The following is a 20,149-nucleotide window of genomic DNA, read 5'->3' as shown; positions in this document are numbered from 1 at the left end:
TCGCGGTACAGTTCTTATGTCAAATTTCAGACTCCATGGTCAGATCGGTCTTCAATGGCTTTTATGCCAGAATATTATATTCAAGCGTTTTTCACATCTCCTGTTGCCATGGAAAGCGGTCTGTCAGTACCCGGGAAATCAGGATGAAGGCCAAGATTGCGGCCGGAAGGGCGATCATCCCCTGCGCAATGATTGGTTGAAATCCCAGGGACAGCAGGCCCTCCAAAGACAGGGCATTGAATGCATAAACCGCTAGATAGGACAGGAAATAAAATGGCAACCGACCGAGGCCCTTTGTATCGAACACAAGGCGCGCATGGGTCATGAAATTCCACAGCACGCCACCGGAAAACGAGATCACCAGCGCGACTTGCGGGGGTAGGCCAGACAGATTGAGAATGCTGAAGAGCGCATAGCCAAACGCCGTGTTCAATACTCCGACCATAGCGAAACGCATGAAAGATTTCTTGCGGGGGACAAGCAATTTCTTCACGTCTGTCCCCCTTCGAATCTGAGAATGTCGGCCACGCCCGAGATGATGTCATATTGTGGCATAAAACCGGTCTCGTCCCGCAACCGGGTCACGTCCGCCGCCAGCCGGGGCGGATCGTCCGCTGCGCGGGCGATGGTGCCCAAGCGGATCAGATCGGACCGGTGCATCTGGTTTGCCACCTCTGCAATCAGGTCTCGAACCGGGGTCGCCGTACCGCTGGCGACATTGACCGGGCCGGTCAGATCGCTTTCCAGCACGCGCAACAAGGCGCGGGCAAGATCATCGACATGCAGGAAATCCCGCTCCTGCCGCCCGTCGGTGCAATCAACCGGCCGTCCCGCCCCGAGGTTTGACATCAGATCGCCAAACAGTCGCCCCGGCGGTTCATCCGGCCCGTAGACAAAAAAGATGCGGGCCCATGCCAGGGACAGGCCAAGCGTCTGCTGGCCCGCGCACAGTGCCAGACCGGTTCCGGCCTTGGCCGCCCCATAAAGGGTGCGGGGGCGCAGGGGGCTGGTTTCGATCAGCTCCGGTACCGACCAGTCATATTCAGCACAGCTTCCGGCGCAGACGGCACGCTGGCCTCCTGTGCGTGCAAACTCCCGCACCAGATGCAGGGTGGCGGCCATCCAGTCCAGATTGGCCCCAGAAGTCCAGCGGTCGCGCGCGCCGTCATGCCAGGCCAGATGCACCAGATAGCTGGCGCGGGCTGTTTCAAGGGCTGTCGTGATGGCATCGGGGTCCAGCAGATCGCAGGTGATGTCGCTTGCCGGGTTGCGGCCCAGCGTCACCACCTCGTGGCCCGCCTCTGTCAGAGCCGTGGCTGTCGCGCGCCCGATCAATCCGGTTGCGCCCGTCAGCAGAACCCGTGCCATCAGCTGATCCTGATCTCTGGCACGGCCGTTACGAAGCGGGTGCCATGTGCCTTCAGGTCGGACAGTTGATCCGTGACTTCGTCCCGGATGTTCCAGGGCAGGATCAGCACGTAATCCGGCGGCGTCTCGCGCAGGGCTTCGACCCCATGCACGGGGATATGGCTGCCGGGCAGCAGCGTGTTCTGCTTGGCCGGGTTGCGATCAACGCAGTAAGAGATCAGGTCGGGGCCGATCCCGGCATAGTTCAGCAGCGTGTTGCCCTTGGCGGCGGCGCCATAGGCGGCAATGGTGTCACCCCTGGCATTTGCTTCGCGCAGGAAGCCAAGCAGCCCGTCGCGCAGCGCTTCGACCTGAATGGTGAAATTCATATAGCCCTCAGGTCGGTCGAACTGCGCCGCAGCCTCATCCGCGCGGACCTTGGCCAGACCGGGCCCTTCGGGATGGCTGGCACCCTCAAGACAGGCGAACACCCGCAGCGAACCGCCATGGGTGGGCAGTTCCTCGACGTCGAAGACACGCAGGCCCGCCTTGGCAAAAATCTTTTCCACCGCCAGCAGCGACAGATAGGAGTAATGTTCGTGATAGATCGTGTCGAACTGCACTTCTCTGATCAGGTTCAGAAGATGCGGAAATTCGACCGTATAGACCGCATCGCCGGTCAGAAGTGTGGCGATCCCGGCGACAAAATCGTTGATGTCAGGCACATGCGCCAGCACATTGGCCGATGCGATCAGCGCCGGAGGTTTCTCGGTCGCGGCCACCTTGCGGGCCAGCGCCTCGCCGAAATAATCGATCAGCGTGCGCACACCCCTTTCCTGTGCCGCCGCTGCCACATTGCCTGATGGCTCGATCCCCAGAACCGGGATGCCTTTTTCAACGAAATACTGCAGCAGATACCCGTCATTCGAGGCGATCTCGATCACCAGATCGTCCGGCCCGAGATCGAACCGATTGACCATTTTTTCCACGTAATCCCGGCAATGGGCCAGCCAGCTGTCCGAGAAGCTGGAGAAATAGGCGTAATCGGTCGAAAAAATCTCTTCCGCCGGTACGACATCATCCACCTGAACCAACCAGCATTCGGTGCACACGCGGGCGTGCAACGGATAGACCGGGTCCGGTTTGTCCACTTTCGCGGGGTCGACATAGGAATTGGCCAGAGGGGACAGTCCGAGATCGACAAGCGTCATCTCAAGGTCCGCGCCGCAATGGCGGCAGGTGGGATGGGTCGTGCCGGTCATACCTGTCTCATACTCAGTGTTTCGAATTCGGCAATCTGGGCGTGGCACAGCTCGGTTACCGGGGTGCCACGGGCCCAGCCCGCATACCAGCCTGCCGTCAGCCTGACGGTATCGTCAAAGCTCAGGACCGGGCGCCAGCCAAGCTGTGCACGCGCCTGCGATACATCCAGCCGGAGCATTGTGGCCTCATGCGGGGTGTCTGCCGGGGTATCGATATCGATCCGGCCCTGTCCAAGCGCCTTGATGATCGCCTGGGCCACATCCAGAACCGGACGCTCATCGTCACGTTCGGGGCCAAAATTCCAGCCCGTCGCGAAGGCATCGTTTTGTTCGAGCTTCTGGGCCAGCACCATGTACCCCTTGAGAGGTTCCAGAACATGCTGCCAGGGGCGTATTGCGCCGGGGTGGCGCAATACGACACGCCCTTCATCGCTCAGACAGCCGCGCACGATATCGGGAACCAAACGGTCTTCGGCCCAGTCGCCGCCGCCAATGACGTTGCCTGCGCGTGCGCTGGCAACCCGGGCCGGGTGCGGATCGGCAGCACCCGGCGAATAATAGCTGCGCCGCATCGCGGCGGTCGCAATTTCGGTCGCCCCTTTTGATGCGGAATAGGGGTCGTGCCCACCCATCGGGTCGGTTTCGCGATAGCCCCAGACCTGTTCGACATTCTCATAGGCCTTGTCCGAGGTGGCGACCACCACAGCGCGTAGGCTCGGGGCTGCACGCAGTGCGTCCAAAAGCTGAACCGTGCCCAGAACATTGGTGGCGAAGGTCCCGACCGGCGTGCGGTAGGATCGCCGCACCAGCGATTGCGCGGCTAGGTGAAAGACGAACTCAGGATCGGTTTCGGCGATGACCCGGTCCAGGGCAACGCGATCATTCAGGTCACAGATGACCGACCGTATTTTGCATTGATCCAGCAACGCCCAGAGATTGGGTTTCGTCTCGGGGGCGAGGGCATACCCGGTGACTTTCGCACCTGCCTGGGCCAGCCAAGCAGCCAGCCAGGCGCCTTTGAAGCCGGTATGCCCGGTAACAAGCACCCTGCGTCCAGAAAACGCGCTCGCACTCATTCCCAGATTTTCCACGGTGCGTTGCCTGTGGCCCAGTGCTCTTCCAGTTCCTGACGTTCGCGAATGGTGTCCATGGGCTGCCAGAAGCCTTTATGTTCAAAGGCCATCAGCTCGCCATCGCGAGTCAGATTTATTAGGGGGCTGCGTTCCCAAGCGGTATTGTCGCCGTCAATGTAATCGCCCACTTTCGGGGACAGCACGAAAAACCCGCCATTGATCAGCCCACCATCTCCGACGGGTTTCTCGGAGAAATTCAGAACTTGGTTGCTTTGGAGTTCGAGCTGGCCGAAGCGGCGGGGCGGAGGAACTGCCGTGACGGTTGCAAGCTTGCCATGCGCCCGATGAAAATCGATCCCGGCACGAATGTCGATATCACCAACACCGTCGCCATAGGTCAGGCAAAAGGCCTCTTCATCCTTGAGAAGGTGCATGACACGGCGCAGCCGCCCCCCGGTCTGGCTGTCCTCTCCGGTATCGACCAGCGTCACGCGCCATGGTTCCGATTTACTGTTTGCAATCTCAAGCCCGCCATTGGCCAGATCGATCGTGACGTCTGAACTGTGCAGAAAGAAATTCGCGAAGTATTCCTTGATCACGTAACCCTTGTAGCCGAGGCAGACGATGAAATCCGTGATGCCGTGTGCCGCGTAGATTTTCATGATATGCCAGATGATCGGTTTGCCGCCGATCTCGACCATGGGTTTTGGAATCTTGACGGTTTCTTCGCTGAGCCGGGTTCCCAAGCCGCCGGCCAGAATAACACACTTCATAAAATTGCTCCCTCGTTAACAACGAGACTGGCTACCAATTCACTCATCGTCCCCCAGGTTTGAGACACCTGGGTTTTGCAAACATTCTCACGTATTAGGACGGCAGCGGTGCCACCCTGTCAAGATTCACCAAGCGACGAGTCGTGAGGTGCTGAATTTCCTGCTGCTCTGGCGCTCAACTATACACAATGCGAGAAAAGTCACAGCATTGTTGATGCGCCCTTTCGGTCCGTCGATACAGTGAAGGACATCACAGACGCAGCCTGAAAAAAACGGTCATGGTTCAGGTCAGGCGCCGTGCAAGAGGTGTATGGATCCAATCTATGTTTCGCTTCCGGGCGGGGAGTTTCGGCTGGCTGTGCCAGTCAGCAATCATCGTTATGTTTCAGGGCATTGTGGAAAACGCGTGCTGTTTCGGGTGGTGTGAAAGACCGTCGGTTTCGCAAAACCCAAACCGGCTTTCGGTACAGGCGACCCGGTTTGGGTTTTGCCATCGATTTGCAGAGAAGGACGCGAGTGCGGTTCGTCAAACGGAATGGTTGATTTTTCTGCACGGAAGGGGTGGAACTCAAAGCGCAGGAGCCCCGTTTCGGGAACTGACAGGATTTTGTTGTGAATCTCGGATAACCTCTTGTAGCTTTAGGTCAGTGTTTTGGTATGGGTGTTAGTCATTTGAAAAAAGATATTGTTCCCGTTGTCGTCATTGGTGGTGGTCCAGCAGGGCTGACAGCAGCCTATGAACTTCAGAAACTGAGCGACACACATGTTCCCAGGGTGTTCGAAGCCTCGGACATGGTTGGTGGCATCTCGCGAACCGAAACGCACAAAGGGTATCGCTTCGACATTGGCGGGCATCGGTTTTTCACCAAGGTGCGCGAAGTCGAGGATATGTGGCACGAGGTGATGGGGGATGATTTCATCACCGTGCAACGCCTGAGCCGCATCTTCTATCGCAACAAATTCTACGATTACCCGCTGCGTATCTTCAACGCCCTTGGCAATATCGGCCCCTACGAGACCTACAAGATCATCGGCAGCTTCATCAAATGGAAGCTGCGGCCGAAGCCGCAGGAAGACACGTTCGAAGAATGGGTAATCAACCGTTTTGGCGGACGGCTCTACATGCATTTCTTCCACAGCTACACCAAGAAGGTCTGGGGTATTCCGCCGTCCGAAATCCGCGCCGACTGGGCCGCGCAGCGGATCAAGAACCTGTCCCTGCCCAAGGCTGTCTGGAACGCGATTTCGGGGGCCAACGACACCGCCAGCCTGATCGAGGAGTTCCAGTATCCACGCCTGGGCCCCGGCATGATGTGGGAAAAAACCCGCGATCTGATCCGGGAAAAGGGGGGCTCGGTCGAAACCCATTCCGAAGTGATCCAGGTGAACCGTGATGGCAATCGCGTCACTTCGATCGATGTGCGCCACTGGACTGAAGATGGCGAAAAACACACAGAACGGGTGGAAGGCACGGAGTTCGTCAATTCGATGGCCGTTCGTGATCTGATCCATGCTTTTGATCCGCCGCCACCGCCCGAGGTCGTCGAGGCGGCAGACCGTCTGCGGTATCGTGATTTCCTGATCGTGACTCTGATCCTGGATCACGCGGACCCGTTCCCGGACAACTGGATCTACATCCACAGCCCGCAGGTGAAGGTGGGGCGCATCCAGAATTTCCGGGCCTGGTCCGCGGAAATGCTGCCCGATCAGAACACCGCGTCGATCGGGATGGAATATTTCTGCCAGAAAGGTGACGGGTTGTGGTCGTCAAGTGACGAGGACCTCAGGCATCTCGCCAGTGAAGAGCTTGAAAAGCTGGGTCTGGCCAAGGCCAGCGATGTCATCGATCACGCGGTTATCCGGCAGCCCAAGGCCTATCCGGTCTATGACAGTGAATACAAGGACGCCCTGGACACGGTCAGCGGCTGGCTGAAGACGCTGGAAAACTTCCAGACCGTGGGTCGCAATGGTCTGCACCGCTACAACAACCAGGATCATTCCATGCTGTCGGCGATGTACGCCGCGCGCAATATTCTGGGCGAGGATCATGACGTCTGGGATGTCAATGTTGAGCGGTCCTATCACGAAGAGTTTGAAGCCAAACCCAAGAAAAAGAACCAGACATCTTCAGATAAGCTCAGTAACAGAGCGGCGCTCTGAATTGGGATCTTGATCATGTAAGCGGTTTTCCCGCTGCCATATGATGGGAGGCGACGCCAGCTCGGGTAGTGCTGGTGAAGCGGTACGGCCATAAAGACTTTTTCTGTGGTTTGCAGATTGGGTATGTCGTGCCAGATCGCACGGCGTACCGTTCAAGGCCTGTTTTCGTGCTGAATATCAACTGTGCCAACCGGAACTGAAAACAGACTGGGCTTGTCCTTTGCCATTGCTGTGCTAGCTCCGCCGCTAAGTATTGAATCAGTTTCTTTTGTTCTTAATGTCTCGCTAATGCGGCGTAATTTTTTGCATTGATGCTACGTTGGGCGTGTGATCCACTCATTCAAAAAAAACTGACAACGCAACATGACTTGTATGTTATCAATAAGTTGATGGTTGAAGGAAACGGTATTCTGCAGGGTAACGGGATGTCTGCCATCGGTTAATTTTTTACCTGCTATATTTAACGAGTTTATATAAGACGTGATGGTATTTCGCCTTTCTCTGTTTCTTATTGTACTGACCGGTATCATACTGGTGGGGCAGGATATTGCGGCGACATTGTCTGCAAAGGCTGCTTTGGCAGATGGAGCCTCTCCTTATTTCGTGACGGATGAGGCGTTGTTTCTTTACATCTGGGTTCCGTTGGTCGCTTTGTCCGCTTCCGCGCTCTTTTTGGCCCCGGGGCTGATTTTAGCATGGGCTGTCCGCACGCCCAGCGATCGGTTTGAGCACTGGTTGCTTAAAGGGTTTACGCTTTCCCTGTTCGGTGTCCCCGCTATTGCGGCGCTGGTTCAGGTTGTCAGTGGCATTCAGATGACGGAAACAGCCTTTATTTTACTGATCCTGATGCTTTGCCTGCTGAGCCTTTACTTGTTCCCCGCACATTATTTTGAGCCACAGATGTTTCGGGGCAAAAGCTGGGATATTATCGGTATGATCCTGCTACCTCTGGCTGTGCTGTTGCTGATGTCTCCGAAATTCTATTGGGAGGTGTTGAATGACGACGGCGCGCACAGCTTTCTGAACGCAATGCTGTTTATTATCAGGGGCCTGCCATTCTGGCCTCCGGACTCTGGTGCAATCGGAGGGTACCCAACCCCCAAAATGATGACAGAGACATTTATGCAAGCCGGGTTTATGCGGATATTCGGGCCGTATGAAGTTTCTATTCGCCTTGCCTATCTGCCGGGTATCTCGATCCTGTTCGGGGTTATGCTGGCCTTTGTCCGCCCCACCAAGACACGCAGCAACATGCAGACGGTGTTTGGGTTGGGCATGGCTCTACTTTTGTTTTCTTTCGTGATGGCATTCAACCCATCTTACAATCCGTATTTCGCTGACATTGCTCTGCCTATGGTCCGCGAGCCGATGATCTTGCTGGGCGTATTGGGCTATATCTTGTTTTTTAGCGAACAGAAATTCGGTTGGATGGCGGCTGTATCAACGCTGGGTTTGTTGACCGCGCCGAACGGTATTCTTCTAATCGGATTTTTTCTGATATCCTATTTTCTTCTAACCCGCCCTTTTCCGATCCGACAGGTGATCGTTGGAGGGGGGATTGCTCTGGCCATTCTGATTTTGGCATCGCTGTTCGAAATGCTGTTGGGGCGGTTCGGAGTGATGAACCAGTCCACAGAGTTCAATACCGACAGCATCTTAAACCGCCTACGCTTCATTTCGATATTTGAAACTGAACGTACTCTGTTCTGGTTGTTACCCAGCGGAATTTTGCCTAGTTTGGCCTTGCTGGCCTGGCCTTGGCAAGACAAGTTGTCCAAGGCGCTGACGCTATCTGTTATTGCCTATGTTCTGTTCTTTTATATACAGGCCTACCGTATTCTGCCGCATCATTTCACGCCTGCCATGATCATACCGCTGATCGTGTTCTGGCGTCTGCGTCTGGTTCAGGCGGCCCCTACGCCAGCTCTTGTCTGCGCATTGAGCGGGTTGGCGGTCAGTCTCTGGATCAGCTGGCCTGAAACGCTGCGCCCTTTCACTCTGACCCGAAATCTGGCCGATCGAATCACGTTCGAAGTCGAATCTGGGCCATTTCCCGATACGGAGGAAATCAACGCAGTACAGACACTGATCGACGAGGCCTTCCCGCCCATCTGGACAGAGGCAGAGCTAGAAGAACGCTACATGGCCGGGGCACTGTCGGTTTACGTACATGCCAGGATGCCAACACTTAAAGATACTGCGGCGGATTATTTTATTCGAGCGACAGATACGCCGTTGCACCCTGGTGAAAGCATAATTGGCGATACGGTCGACGACTGGGTGCTGGTGGCGCGGGACAGCGCAATTTACGAAAGCGATCTGCGCAATGCCGATCAGCCGATCAGTATCGCACCAGTCTTTCATGTGCCGTTTGACATCATTTTCGGACGCGGTGCGCGTGAGGCCCCGTATCCGGTGTGGGACATCGCGAGGGTCGTCGGACTAAGATAGCCGGCAGCTGTGGAATTATGTAATTGCCCGGGCAATGACAATGGGCTGTTAAGTGGAGAACTTTATGAAGCAGAATCTTACCAAACTGGTTGAAACATACCCGTTCCTCCAGAAACCTGCCTATTTTGCGTATATCGGCGTGGTCAGCTCTCGAAACTTAAGTCGCCGTTTTGCGATGAAGAATCTTGGCTACTTGCCCAAACGGGTTTCGGACCGGGGGCAGGATATGTGGGTGATCAACGAAGTTTATAATGGCAAGCGCAATGGTTTCTTTGTTGAGCTTGGCGCGGCTGACGGATTTTCGGATTCCAACACGTTTGTTCTGGAAAAGCATTATGGCTGGACCGGGTTGCTGATCGAACCAAACCCCGTCAACTATCACCGAATTACCAACTGGCACCAGCGCACGGCAACTCCGGTTCCGTTGGCCGTTGACCCCGAACCCGGCCAGTTGGAATTCATGATCGACGGTCAACGCAGTAGCCTGCTGGTAGATGAGGCCGACAATATGAACGAACGCCGAGCCTCGAAACTGGCCAAGTTTCGGGAGAAAGGTAAAGTAGTTACAGTTGAAGCGGTGCCGTTGGATGAGGTATTCGATCGTTACAAGGCGCCAAAAGAAATCGACTATTTCAGCTTGGACGTCGAAGGGTCAGAAACACGGATACTGCGTGATTTTCCTTTCGACAAATACCGTTTTCTAGCAATGACAATTGAACGCCCGACACCAGAGCTAAATGAACTGCTGTTTGTCAACGGCTATCATTTTGTACGTAACTCGCTCTACGATACGTTCTATGTCCATGAGCGAAATCCACGTTTCGATCAGGTCGAAAAATTACCGTTTGAACAATTGCCAGCAAAGCAATTTTGATTATTGGCCTCAAGACCCGGTCACGCCACGCGGGTCTCTAGTTCCGCGTGACACGCAGTTTCTGCTTTTGCCCCAGTACGTGATATTCAAGCAGGCACCAAACATAGATGGTGGCCGAGTAGATATAATAGACCTGGTGATAGAGCAGGCATTTGAATGCGAACCACGGTCCGCCATGCCCGGACATGGCGCGCACCAGATCGAAATTGGCGACAAAGGCGGCTGCAAGCAGCAATAAGGGCAGGGGCCATGCCCCCGGCCAAAACGGCAGGGTTAATATCGACAACAGCACTAGCCCAGCAATTGCGGCCCGTGCCCGCTCGGCCATCGAGGTGTTCAGGTCATCGGTCAACCCCTCGCGCGAGATCATCAGCCGGGCCCAGGGCAGGGCACGGCAGAAGATATCCGTGCTCAGGCTGTTGCGGATGGTCCAGACCTTCAGGTGTTTGCCCTGCAAAAGCGGCTCGACCAGGATACGGCGACCGGTGGCCGCTATCCGGTAGCCCAGTTCGATATCTTCGATCGAAGGCACCTCATAGGTTTTGACATCGAACCCACCGACTTCAAGAAACACGTCGCGCCGGATGGCGCCACACCCGGCCCAGAAGGTGCGCGCCTCGCGGCGGGCGCGTTGATGGTGATAGCGGTGCAGAAGGTTCTTGTAGCGTGAAAACCAGGCCTGCCCGTCCGGGGCATCATCATAGGATCCGAACACGGCGCCCACATTGTCTTCGGACATCGCCCGGCGAATATGGTCAGGCCCGTCCGGCCAGGCGATGACATCGGAATCCACGAACCACAGGATATCGCCCGTGGCTTGTTGGGCGGCCAGGTTGCGGGCAGCCCCTGGCCCGCCATTGACGGGCGTGGTCAACACGGTTGCGCCCATTTCCCGTGCCAGCGCCGCGGTGCCGTCGGGGGATTGGTCATCCACCACCAGAACCTGCTGCACCTGACCGGTATTCAGCATTTCAATCAATGGCGGCAAAACGCGCGGCAGCAGATGTTCGGCATTGTAGGCCGGCATGACCACGCTGATGGAAAGGGGGTGATCTGAACTCACGAAGGATCTCCGGCAATGATACGCGAAGCGCCTGAGCGCTGAACAAGGAAAAGAAAGGCCGCTGTAAAGGGCAACAACCACATCACGCGCGCGCCGTAACGATCCGCGGGTTGAGATACTCCCCCGCAGACCAGTGCGTTGACCGCTATTCCGATCAGGATGAACAGCGCAAACAGCTTCATGTCACGCGACACACGACCCGGCCGCAGCAGAACAAACACGATAAAGGCAAAAGACACGGCATAGATCGCGCCGTGCACGATATCGGCCGTTTCTATCCAGCCCCTGTCCCAGGCCAGATTCCCTTTCTGAATCAAATCGTACTGCGCCTCGTCGAGGCGAGCCAGGGTGCGCGCGTTGGCCAATTCCACATCCGTCGGAATTGTCATGTTGACGCTATAGCGCATAATCTGGTGATAGCCGTTTTTGGCCAATGCGAAAGACGTCGCAATCGGCCTGGACAGGAAGACTGCCTTGGCGAAGTTCCCCTGTGCCAGCGCCACTTGTTTTTGCTCCTCCGGCGACAGCAGACGGAACGACCCCAACTGAGAGGAGCGCTCGAAAATGATATGGGATGCGGTCAGTCTGTAAGGGTTATCCGACCATGAAAGCGCCTCATACAGCGCGCAGGTTGGTATACTTGCATCCGGGCAGACATCCTTCAGATAGTCCATCCCCGGCCCGTCAACGATAAGCCGCGCAGTGATATGCGGGGTATAGACAACTTCCTTGTTCATCTGGGCTTCAACGGTGATCTGGAAGGCCTTGCGCTCGGCCGCCGCAAGCGTCAGGAGCATCACCATCAGGACCGTTGCGCGCCAGCGCCCCGGCATCCTGCGACCCAGAGCCGTCAGGGCGACAAAAGGGATCATCAGCCCTGTGATCGCCAGATGCGACGGATGCAGCACAATGCAGAACAGAGCCAGCCCCGAGATCAGAAAAAGCTCCCAGAGGCGCATTGTCTGCCCAAAGGCGGTGAGTGCGGCAATCGCGATCAGGAGAATTGGTGCGAATATGTCCGGCATCATATAGGCGATGTAAAACGGCAAAGAGGTGCTGGCCGCCGCCAGAAGCGGGATTGCCGTCATCAGCATTGTGTTCTGCGCACCGCCCAGAGACCGGCCCGCCGTCCGCGCCAGCATCCAGGCCGTAAAAAGCGTGGCAACCAGATGGATGACCGGAACAGCGTAAAGGGCGTCGGCGCGAAAAAACGCGGCCATGATGAGGCCATAAATAAGCGAGCGGGAGCCGGTTGCAGTCCCGTCCTCATCTGCGGTGTAAGTGCCGCCCGTCGTGCTGGTCTCGTTCACCGGCGGCAGAAGGCTGTTGAGGGCCACGCTGCCCTGCCGGATGTAACTGCCTGTGTCAAAATAATAGAGCGGACCGCCGTTGACCAGAAACACGGACAGGCAGGCAAGAACCGCCAGCGTAGCCAGCAGGGCCGACCGGGTCTGCAAGGCCAGTTTGTCCGAAGGTGCCGATACGCTCATGTCATTTCCGCAGCATTTGGTCTGGTCTCGCGGGATGCAGCCACACCTGGACCGGGCTCGATGTCCGGGCGCGTGTCATTGAGATTTGAAACAGACGTGTTCATCAGCGTTCCTGGATGCCTCTGTCCAGCGGGCTGTGGGGCCGAATTCCACTGTGGCCACCGCCCAAAATCGCGTTAAGCAATCATTTGATAGCAAGAAAACCTTCGAAACAAATATACTTCTGAATACTCATCACATCCTTGAAACCGGCCCGGCCCAGCAGATCCAGATTGCCCTGGGTGGAAAACGGCTCCAGCACGCTTTTCAGGCTGCGCGCCTTTTCGACGATTTCCTCGCTTGAGAATCCGTTGCCGATTTTGAATTCGTTGTAGAGCTGGGTCACAAGATCCTGAAACCGCGCATCCGGCCCCCGGACCTTTTCGAACATGACAAACGCACCGCCCCAGTTCAGGGTGTTGTAGATCTTGGTGAACAGTTCCTGCCGGTACCGGGGCGGGATGAACTGCATTGTATAATAGCTGACGATCATGTCCGCCTTTTCCATCTCCATATGACGGGCATCGTCATGAAGAATGGAAATGTTCGGGACATCCGCGCAATGAGCTTCGGCGACTTTCACCATTTCAGGTTCGACATCGATGCCGATCCAGCGTGCGTCAGGCTTTCCCGCATTATGTTCTGCCAGCTTGCGGATCAACTCTCCGGTCGATGTGCCGATTTCATAGCAGAGACTGTCATTGCGGACGAAGAAATCGGAAACCTGACAGATCAGGCCGTGACCCATTTCATAAAGAGGAACAGACAATTTGATGTGGTCGACAAACGTATCGGGAACACTGCCCCCAAAGGTCCAGTTCGCATTCTCAGCGGCTATGTTCTGGCCAACGCCCATGCGCAATGTCTCCTCGCTAAATAGGCAGGCACAATGGACAAACGGCTAAACAAGGGCTTCCGATTGAAAATGCGTGCCTGAACTTGGTACAATAACAATCCAAAGCTACACGAAACTTTCGGACCGTCGAAGAATAAATATGGTGGAACCCGGGTTTGTGGCCTTTTTCCCTTCTGTTGTGATCCGCAGGGTCCTTGCGGCGGTCCGAAAGTAGACAGTGCGCTGAAATGGTTTGTATTGTTTCTCGCCTTGCGCAGAACGGGGGCGCCCGTCATGTGAAAAGGCGTGCCGGTTGCATTTCATGACAGAGTGATCGGGGTTGGTTCTGCATTGCCTGAACCGGTTTGGATTATGTTTGGTGCAGTGTGAAAACGCTCGGAATCGCCGGAAAGTTGGCATGTTCTCCAGACGCAGATTCGCCTTATTCGGGTGATTCTGGTTCACGATGGGGAAACAAACTATAATTCGAGCGCCCATTGTGCCGAGCAATCGGCCTTTGCGCCCAAAAAAAGCCACAATTCCGAGAAAAATCCTTCGCAATCAAATAGAAATGAATTATTAATAAATGCAGTAGGTGCCCTGCCGAGATTTCGAGCGGGTTGTGTGTATAAAAATCAAAGGTGGGACTTTGTATGTTTAGAACTTTTAAGATGATGGCGGCGGGGCTTGCTACTGCTGTGATGATGGCCGGATCGGCCAGCGCTCTGACCTCGGTGTCAGCGGGTGGTGGTCCTCTGCCAGGGGGTGGATATGACATCACCTCCGACACGCTCTTCTCCGGTACGGTTTCCACGATGGGTGGACCCGGGGTTTACATGATCAACTTCCAGTCGCCCATTGATCCTCTTTTTGGTGTTGCGAACGCTTCGATCACCATCAATCTGCTGAACACGTTCACAGGTCTGACGGTGAGCTGGGTCGACGCCTTGAACCCGGCCAACGTGCTGGCATCGACGTCGGTTCTGGGTGGTGTTCAGACGACACTCAGCACGCTGTTCAGCAGCGTCAGCCCGAACACCTTGAGCCAGAATTTGGTGTTTAGCTGGGCCAACTCTCAAGGGGCGACCGATGCCAATGGCAATCCGGTGCCGGTTACGTTTGACTTTGACGTGGCTGCAGTTCCGCTGCCCGCCGGTGGTCTGCTGCTTCTGACCGCGCTTGGTGGTTTGGCTCTGACGCGTCGCCGCAGGGCCGCCTGAGCGACACACAAACCTGACAAACAGGACAAGGGGCCGTTTCGCGGTCCCTTTTCTTTTGATCAGATGTTGCCACCTGCCGCCTGGCGCAACATCCAGATCATCCGCTGACATCTGAGCCGGAACAATGTGATGACCGCCCGACTGGTTTCGCCCGCCGAGGCCAGCTTGTCGCTGGTAAGGATTTTCGGGGTGTGCACAATTGCACTGGCCGGCATGGCCAATCCACGGATCGCCCACCGCATGCGCGCGGCGGCGTTGGTGCCATGCAGCAGATATGCCTCTTGGGTCGTGCGCCGCCACTTGGCCTTGAGGGCGGGCCAGTTCTGCCGGGATGGATGGCTGACACGCAAGTCATCCCGGTAGATCAGGCTATACCCGCGCGCGACCGCGCGCATGGTCCATTCCCGATCTTCCGAGACACCGTTGATGAATCCGCCGATCGCATCGAACACATCGCGTCGGGTCAGCAGGTTGCCGGCGCCGGAAAACCCCTGAACCTCGATATACCTGCGGAAGTTGAATGCAAAAACGGCCTCGAACGCTTCTGCGCCGCTGCGCGGGGGCGGGGTTTCGTCAAAGACATCTACCCGGCCACCAATCAGATCGGCCTGATCCGCGACCTGACGCCCGACGCTCAACCAGTCCGGCGCGGGTACGCAATCGGCATCGATGAAAAACAGCCGGGGCGCTCTGGTTTCTGCAACCCCGCGATTGCGGGCATGGGCCGCGCCCTTTTGGGTTTCCACCACAAAACGCACCTCGGGAAAGGCCTGGCGCATCGTGTCCAGCGACACCGGAGAGTTATTGTCAACGACAACGATTTCGGTCGCCGTCAGATCGTTCTCTCTCAGGGCAAGAAGACATCGTTCCAGCCGGGGCAAATCGTTGTAATGGGGAATGATCACCGCATCGGCCGGAGCCGTATCAGTAGGATCCGTACTCATTGCCAAACGTCCCGCTGATGTATCGGCATTTGTTCAGCACGATCCCCATGACGCTGGTCAGTTCCGCCAGTTGCTGTTCGGCAACGTCAATATGGTCAATGCTGGTTTCTTCGGCGGCCGCCAGAAGCAGGGCACAATCGACATTCCTGAGAAACCCGTGGCTGTCATCGCTCATCATCAGGGGGGGCGTGTCGAACAGAATGACGTCGGGTTTGTAATCCGCCTCAAGCTGTTCGAGGAATTCGATTGCCCGTCGGCTTTGCAAGATCTCCGCCGGGTTGCGCGTGGGCGTGTAATTCAGCCCGAAGATCACGTTCTTGCCATACCGCAGCGCATGTTCATGAAACGGCACCACCCCCTGAATGACGTCGGCCATACTGTGGTTGCCGGTTTGCTTCAGAATCTCGGCCAGCCCCCTGCGCCGCATGTCGAAATCGATCACGATCGTCCGCAGATCTTCCTGCCGCCCCAGGCTGAACGCCAGGTTGGCCGTCGTCGTGCTTTTGCCGCACCCGCTGTACGGGGAGGTCAATGCCACCCTGCGCCATTTGTTGGACAAGATCTGCTGCAGCATCTTGGTCCGCAACATGTCGTAGGGGGTGGCGTCCGCGCCCCCATGAAATGACAATAAACGGTTGCGAGAGATGTGGCGCTGATCGATCTTTATCTCTGGCACAGCCAGCCAAACATCTTCATCGCCGCGGTCTTGCGGTGCCGGGGGCTGCTGTACCTCAGCGGACGGCGCAGGCTGAGGCTGCTGCCGGCTGTTGCGTTCTTCACGCGCTTTCTGAATCGCTTGCTGAAGACGGTCCATTACAATTCCACCAAATCAATCGAGACAATACTCACCAGAATGTCTCCAGTTTATCCATGACCCTCTCGGCAATAAGATCGAGGGGCAGATAATAGATGTGCACCGCCCAGACCGCTGCGGGAACCCCGATCAGAATGGCCAATATGACCCCCCCCCATACGGTTCGCTGCATGATCACTTCGCCACGTGAGGGGGCATAGGGGATCGTGGCGATCGGCCAGACATCAAGCTTGCTGATCAGATCTTCGGGGCGACGTACGGACCGATTTAGGATCTCCAGCAGAACCACAAGCCCCAGCCCCAGTGCGATGCCAAAGGCAGCGCCCCCTCCGGCGATCATCAATCGGTTTGGCTTGGACGGCTCGGTTGGCGTGGACGGGTGTTCAATGACGGAAATACGCTGCCCCTGGGACGTGACCTCGATTCGTTCTCCGGTCGAGGCCTCGGCCAACCGGCTGACCGCGACATTATATTGGGTTTGAATATTGTCGTGTTCGCGCTGCAATTCTGCAAGCGTGATGGCATTGGCCGGGGTCTGATCAATCGTCAGGGTGAGTGCGTCGAGCCGGTCCTGAAGCACGCGGCGTTGGTCTTCGAGTGCAACAATCTGTGAGTCGACCTGCGCCAGCTGCAGGTCAAGGGACGAATTGCCCGTCTGTACGTCAGGTTGCGTCGGGGCTGTTGCTTGTTCGGCAGCGACAACCTGCTCAAGCTTTTCGATTCTTGCGCGAAGCAATTTGATCTGCGGGCTGCTCTCGGAATAGACCACGAGTTGACTGTCGAGCTGAGTCTGCAACAGACTTAGTTGCTGCTGTGCCTGGGTCTGGTTTTGCGGCGAAACCCCGACAACCTGACCCGTCGAGCTGAAGATGCTTATGAGGTTTTCCCGCTGCGCCTGGAGGGAAAATATCTGCTGATCCGTTTGTTCAAGATTGGTTTGCAATGCCCCTTGCTGAGCCAACCTGAACTGCAGACTGTCGGGGAGCGCATCGGAATTATCATTCTTGAACTCGAGAATGCGGGCGCTGCGCCTGCTTAGTTCGTTGCTCAGGCGATCAACTTCCAGCTGGAAAAAGGCCAGCGTGTCGGTCGCGCGCTCCTTGCGATACGAGACGTCCAGCTTTTGGATTTCCGTCAGATACGCGTTCAACACACCAGCTGCGATCGGACCGGTTCGCGCCTCGAAACTGATTGTCATCAGATTGGCCTGATTGAGACCGCTGGAAATCCAGATCGAGGTGTTCTTGCGCATGGCTTTGACAACCTGATCGGGGCTTGCTTCATCCTGGTCGGGCAGAACCTGAAACTCGCGCGCGATTTCCAGAAGGATCGGACGGGTCAGCAGGCGCTGTTCGATGATCTGAAGCTGTTCCGCTGCAGGTGTCGTGACGGTGCTGGCAGCCAAATTGCCCGGAATCTGAGGCGATTCAACAATAAGGCGCATCGTCGAGACATACGTGGCGGGCAATGCTCTAGCGACAATGAATGACGCTACAGACACGATCAGGGCGACGATCAGGAAATACGGAAACCGCCTCAGGAAAATGGAAAAGTAATAGCGAACCGGGCCCATATCAGACTGTCAGCTCCTTCTCGAGTGAGTTTCCGCCAAAGAACACGCCATCTTTGACCACTTGCTCCACAACCTCTTCATCCACCTTCTCGGCCTCATTCGTCCAGGCATAAAGCAGGGCAAAGTCGCAGAACTGATTCACAAGTCGCGGAACACCGCGCGTTTGCTTGAAAATTTGCTTGCAGGCCTCTTCGGTGAACTCATCGCCTGAACCGCCAGCCGTTTTCATCCTATGTCTGATATAGGCTTTGACCGAAGACTCATCCATCCGTTCAAGATGAAAACTTGCGGCCACGCGCTGTGTCAGCTGGCGCATCTTGGGATCAAGAACCATGTCGCGCAATTCAGGCTGACCAACCAGAACAAGCTGGATCAGCTCATCCGTGTTCGAGTTGATATTGGTCAGCATCCGGATTTCTTCCAACCCTTCGACGGTCAGGTTCTGCGCTTCGTCAAAGATCAGAACCACACGCCGCCCTTCTGCATATTCCGCGACCAGGAAATCCTGTAGTTCCCGGAACAGCTGTACATAGGGGGCGTCGTTGTCGATTGGCAGGCCTAAGGCATGCAGGACCCATTGCAGCAGCTCTCCTCGGCCGCCTTGGGCATTCGAGATCAGCCCTACGGTGATCGACTGCTCCATCTCGCTGAGAAGATGCTGTACCAGGGTGGTTTTTCCGGCCCCGATTTCCCCGGTCAGTACGGTGATGGGCGCACAGCTCATGATGCCGAATTGCAGGACCGAGTAACCGCGCTTGTGCAGCGGCGACCAGTACATGAATCCGGGATCCGGAAGCAGCGTGAAGGGCCGTCGGTCAAGCCCGAAATAATCTAGATAAAACCCGTCGCTGGACGCCATTGCACCTCGGTTGCCTTCTGCCTTGTCAAACCTCGTACTGGCCCCCCGGAGATTATCCAAACTCATGCTCTGAACCACCAGAAATCCCTTACACAAAGAACACATCACATAAACAAAAAGTACTTGGGTACTAGTTTGTCACAAAATCAAGATAGCAGGCACCACTAAACTGCACACGCGGTGAATTGACCTTTCCGCTTTCTCAATCTGAGGTGATCGGCGCGATTGTTTCCGTTGCGCCCTTATTGAGTTGACCGAGAAAGAGGCAATCAGAACCTGCTGTGATCACACATTAAAAGAGATTCTAGGGGCGGGAATCAAACCTAAAGAGCTAAATTCTTGCCCATTGTGTCCCGCAGGGAAACGAAAGTTCATGAATTTGCGGCCGATCAATTGGTCGCAGCTTCATGATACCGTAAAAAAGCACCTGCATTCAGCGACCAGAGAACACGTTCGCCAGCATTAATGTTTTGCAAGGCAGGTGGAATTTGTTAACAGTTGGATACGGGAAAGCGGCCTCGCAAGTGAGTAAGTGCAGGGTCGAAGTGGTATAAAAATATAAGATTTTAAATATGTGTGGTTGAGGTCGAGCGTGTTCGGTTCGTAAGTTTGGTGAGTGGTTCGTGAGTAATTGTGTGTGTTGGGGGTTTAAATAGTGACAAGTCATTCGAAAGAAGTGGCCAACGCTGGCGCGGGCTACTCCGGTATTTCTGTTGTGCCTGCCACAGTGTCATATCCAGGGATATACAGAAGCGGAGGCAAGCGTCTTTTTGACATAGCGTTCGCAGTGCTTGCAGCGCCTTTTGTCGTGCCGGTGGTGCTGTTGCTGGCCGCGTTTCTTGCGTGTCAGGGCGTGACCCCGTTTTATCGGCAGGAACGTGTCGGCAAGAATGGCAAAGCCTTCAAGATGCTTAAATTGCGCACCATGGTGCATGATGCTGAAACCGTGCTGCAGGAGCATCTGGCGAAGAACCCCGAAGCCCAGGAAGAATGGGACCGCGATCAGAAGCTGCGCAATGACCCGCGTATCATCAAATTCGGAACTTTCCTGCGCAAATCCTCGATGGATGAGCTGCCGCAGTTCTGGAACGTTTTTGTAGGTGAAATGTCCGTGGTCGGTCCCCGCCCGATGATGGTGAACCAGAAAGAGCTTTATCCAGGAAAATTCTATACCGCCATGCGTCCCGGCCTTTCGGGACCCTGGCAGGTTTCGAAACGCAATCAGTCCACATTTGCTGAGCGTGCGTTTCACGATACCGAGTATTGGAAAAGCATGTCGTTCAGTACAGATGTTTCAATCGTGTTCCGGACCATTTTTGTGGTCCTGCGCGGCACGGGTTGCTGAGAACGGGCCATGCAGCCGAACAGGTTG

At 55.9% G+C, this 20,149-nt stretch carries 17 protein-coding genes; 5 read left to right on the top strand and 12 right to left on the bottom strand.

The features are described from left to right. Nucleotides 1-91: 91 nt before the first annotated feature. From GS605_RS19445 to rfbF, 5 genes are read right to left on the bottom strand one after another with little or no spacing between them, the layout of a single operon-like run. Entirely contained in the window at nt 92-457 is a 366-nt protein-coding gene (locus GS605_RS19445; protein WP_171725035.1) for a GtrA family protein, read from the bottom strand. 32 nt (nt 458-489) lie between these two features. Further along, nucleotides 490-1,368: an NAD(P)-dependent oxidoreductase gene (locus GS605_RS19440; protein WP_171725034.1), complete on the bottom strand. Its 879-nt coding sequence runs from the start codon at nt 1,366-1,368 to the stop codon at nt 490-492. Then, nucleotides 1,368-2,609: a class I SAM-dependent methyltransferase gene (locus GS605_RS19435; RefSeq protein WP_171725033.1), complete on the bottom strand. Its 1,242-nt coding sequence runs from the start codon at nt 2,607-2,609 to the stop codon at nt 1,368-1,370. Before GS605_RS19435 ends, GS605_RS19440 begins: the two co-directional genes overlap by 1 nt. Continuing rightward, on the bottom strand, nt 2,606-3,685 hold the full coding sequence (gene rfbG / locus GS605_RS19430) for a CDP-glucose 4,6-dehydratase (RefSeq protein ID WP_171725032.1): 1,080 nt from the start codon (nt 3,683-3,685) through the stop codon (nt 2,606-2,608). Before rfbG ends, GS605_RS19435 begins: the two co-directional genes overlap by 4 nt. Next, nucleotides 3,682-4,455, bottom strand: coding sequence for a glucose-1-phosphate cytidylyltransferase (rfbF, locus tag GS605_RS19425; protein ID WP_171725031.1), 774 nt, complete (start codon nt 4,453-4,455; stop codon nt 3,682-3,684). The genes rfbG and rfbF overlap by 4 nt, the downstream gene beginning before the upstream one ends. Nucleotides 4,456-5,127: 672 nt before the next feature. Between rfbF and GS605_RS19420 the strand changes: the two genes are divergently transcribed. The 3 genes from GS605_RS19420 (at nt 5,128) to GS605_RS19410 (ending at nt 9,940) form a co-directional block, all read left to right on the top strand. After that, a complete protein-coding gene (locus GS605_RS19420; protein WP_253283361.1) occupies nt 5,128-6,615 on the top strand; it encodes an NAD(P)/FAD-dependent oxidoreductase in 1,488 nt (495 codons plus the stop codon). Between the two features lie 483 nt (nt 6,616-7,098). Beyond that, complete coding sequence (locus GS605_RS19415; protein WP_171725029.1) at nt 7,099-9,066, top strand: hypothetical protein; 1,968 nt, start codon at nt 7,099-7,101, stop codon at nt 9,064-9,066. A gap of 64 nt (nt 9,067-9,130) precedes the next feature. After that, nucleotides 9,131-9,940 (top strand): FkbM family methyltransferase, encoded by an 810-nt coding sequence (locus GS605_RS19410; RefSeq protein WP_171331822.1) that lies wholly within the window; start codon nt 9,131-9,133, stop codon nt 9,938-9,940. Nucleotides 9,941-9,977: 37 nt separating this feature from the next. Here GS605_RS19410 and GS605_RS19405 read toward each other — a convergent pair whose 3' ends face one another. The 3 genes from GS605_RS19405 to GS605_RS19395 form a co-directional block, all read right to left on the bottom strand. Beyond that, nucleotides 9,978-11,003, bottom strand: a complete 1,026-nt coding sequence (locus tag GS605_RS19405) for a glycosyltransferase (RefSeq protein WP_171725028.1) — start codon at nt 11,001-11,003, stop codon at nt 9,978-9,980. Next, on the bottom strand, nt 11,000-12,493 hold the full coding sequence (locus GS605_RS19400) for a hypothetical protein (protein WP_171725027.1): 1,494 nt from the start codon (nt 12,491-12,493) through the stop codon (nt 11,000-11,002). Before GS605_RS19400 ends, GS605_RS19405 begins: the two co-directional genes overlap by 4 nt. Nucleotides 12,494-12,677: 184 nt before the next feature. Continuing rightward, on the bottom strand, nt 12,678-13,388 hold the full coding sequence (locus GS605_RS19395; protein WP_170347013.1) for a methyltransferase domain-containing protein: 711 nt from the start codon (nt 13,386-13,388) through the stop codon (nt 12,678-12,680). A 632-nt stretch (nt 13,389-14,020) separates the two neighbouring features. On the opposite strand from GS605_RS19395, the gene GS605_RS21130 reads away from it, so the two are divergent. Next, nucleotides 14,021-14,587, top strand: a complete 567-nt coding sequence (locus GS605_RS21130; RefSeq protein ID WP_253283360.1) for a VPLPA-CTERM sorting domain-containing protein — start codon at nt 14,021-14,023, stop codon at nt 14,585-14,587. A 59-nt stretch (nt 14,588-14,646) separates the two neighbouring features. On the opposite strand, the gene GS605_RS19385 is transcribed toward GS605_RS21130, so the two are convergent. Genes GS605_RS19385 through GS605_RS19370 form a run of 4 tightly spaced genes read right to left on the bottom strand, consistent with a single transcriptional unit; the run spans nt 14,647 to nt 18,777 of the window. Then, complete coding sequence (locus GS605_RS19385) at nt 14,647-15,531, bottom strand: glycosyltransferase family 2 protein (RefSeq protein ID WP_171725026.1); 885 nt, start codon at nt 15,529-15,531, stop codon at nt 14,647-14,649. Beyond that, nucleotides 15,512-16,345: a CpsD/CapB family tyrosine-protein kinase gene (locus tag GS605_RS19380; protein ID WP_171725025.1), complete on the bottom strand. Its 834-nt coding sequence runs from the start codon at nt 16,343-16,345 to the stop codon at nt 15,512-15,514. Before GS605_RS19380 ends, GS605_RS19385 begins: the two co-directional genes overlap by 20 nt. Before the next feature lie 31 nt (nt 16,346-16,376). Further along, nucleotides 16,377-17,918 (bottom strand): lipopolysaccharide biosynthesis, encoded by a 1,542-nt coding sequence (locus GS605_RS19375; RefSeq protein ID WP_171725024.1) that lies wholly within the window; start codon nt 17,916-17,918, stop codon nt 16,377-16,379. A 1-nt stretch (nt 17,919) separates the two neighbouring features. Further along, nucleotides 17,920-18,777, bottom strand: a complete 858-nt coding sequence (locus GS605_RS19370; protein ID WP_171725023.1) for an ExeA family protein — start codon at nt 18,775-18,777, stop codon at nt 17,920-17,922. A 655-nt stretch (nt 18,778-19,432) separates the two neighbouring features. On the opposite strand from GS605_RS19370, the gene GS605_RS19365 reads away from it, so the two are divergent. After that, the gene (locus tag GS605_RS19365) at nt 19,433-20,122 is read left to right on the top strand and encodes a sugar transferase (RefSeq protein WP_371807780.1); all 690 of its coding nucleotides are present in this window, start codon (nt 19,433-19,435) and stop codon (nt 20,120-20,122) included. Nucleotides 20,123-20,149 lie beyond the last annotated feature (27 nt).

Source organism: Ruegeria sp. HKCCD7559, from assembly GCF_013110575.1.
In the GTDB taxonomy this organism is placed as follows: domain Bacteria; phylum Pseudomonadota; class Alphaproteobacteria; order Rhodobacterales; family Rhodobacteraceae; genus Ruegeria.
Note: the sequence above shows the minus strand (reverse complement) of the source record. Positions and strands in the feature narration are given on the sequence as shown.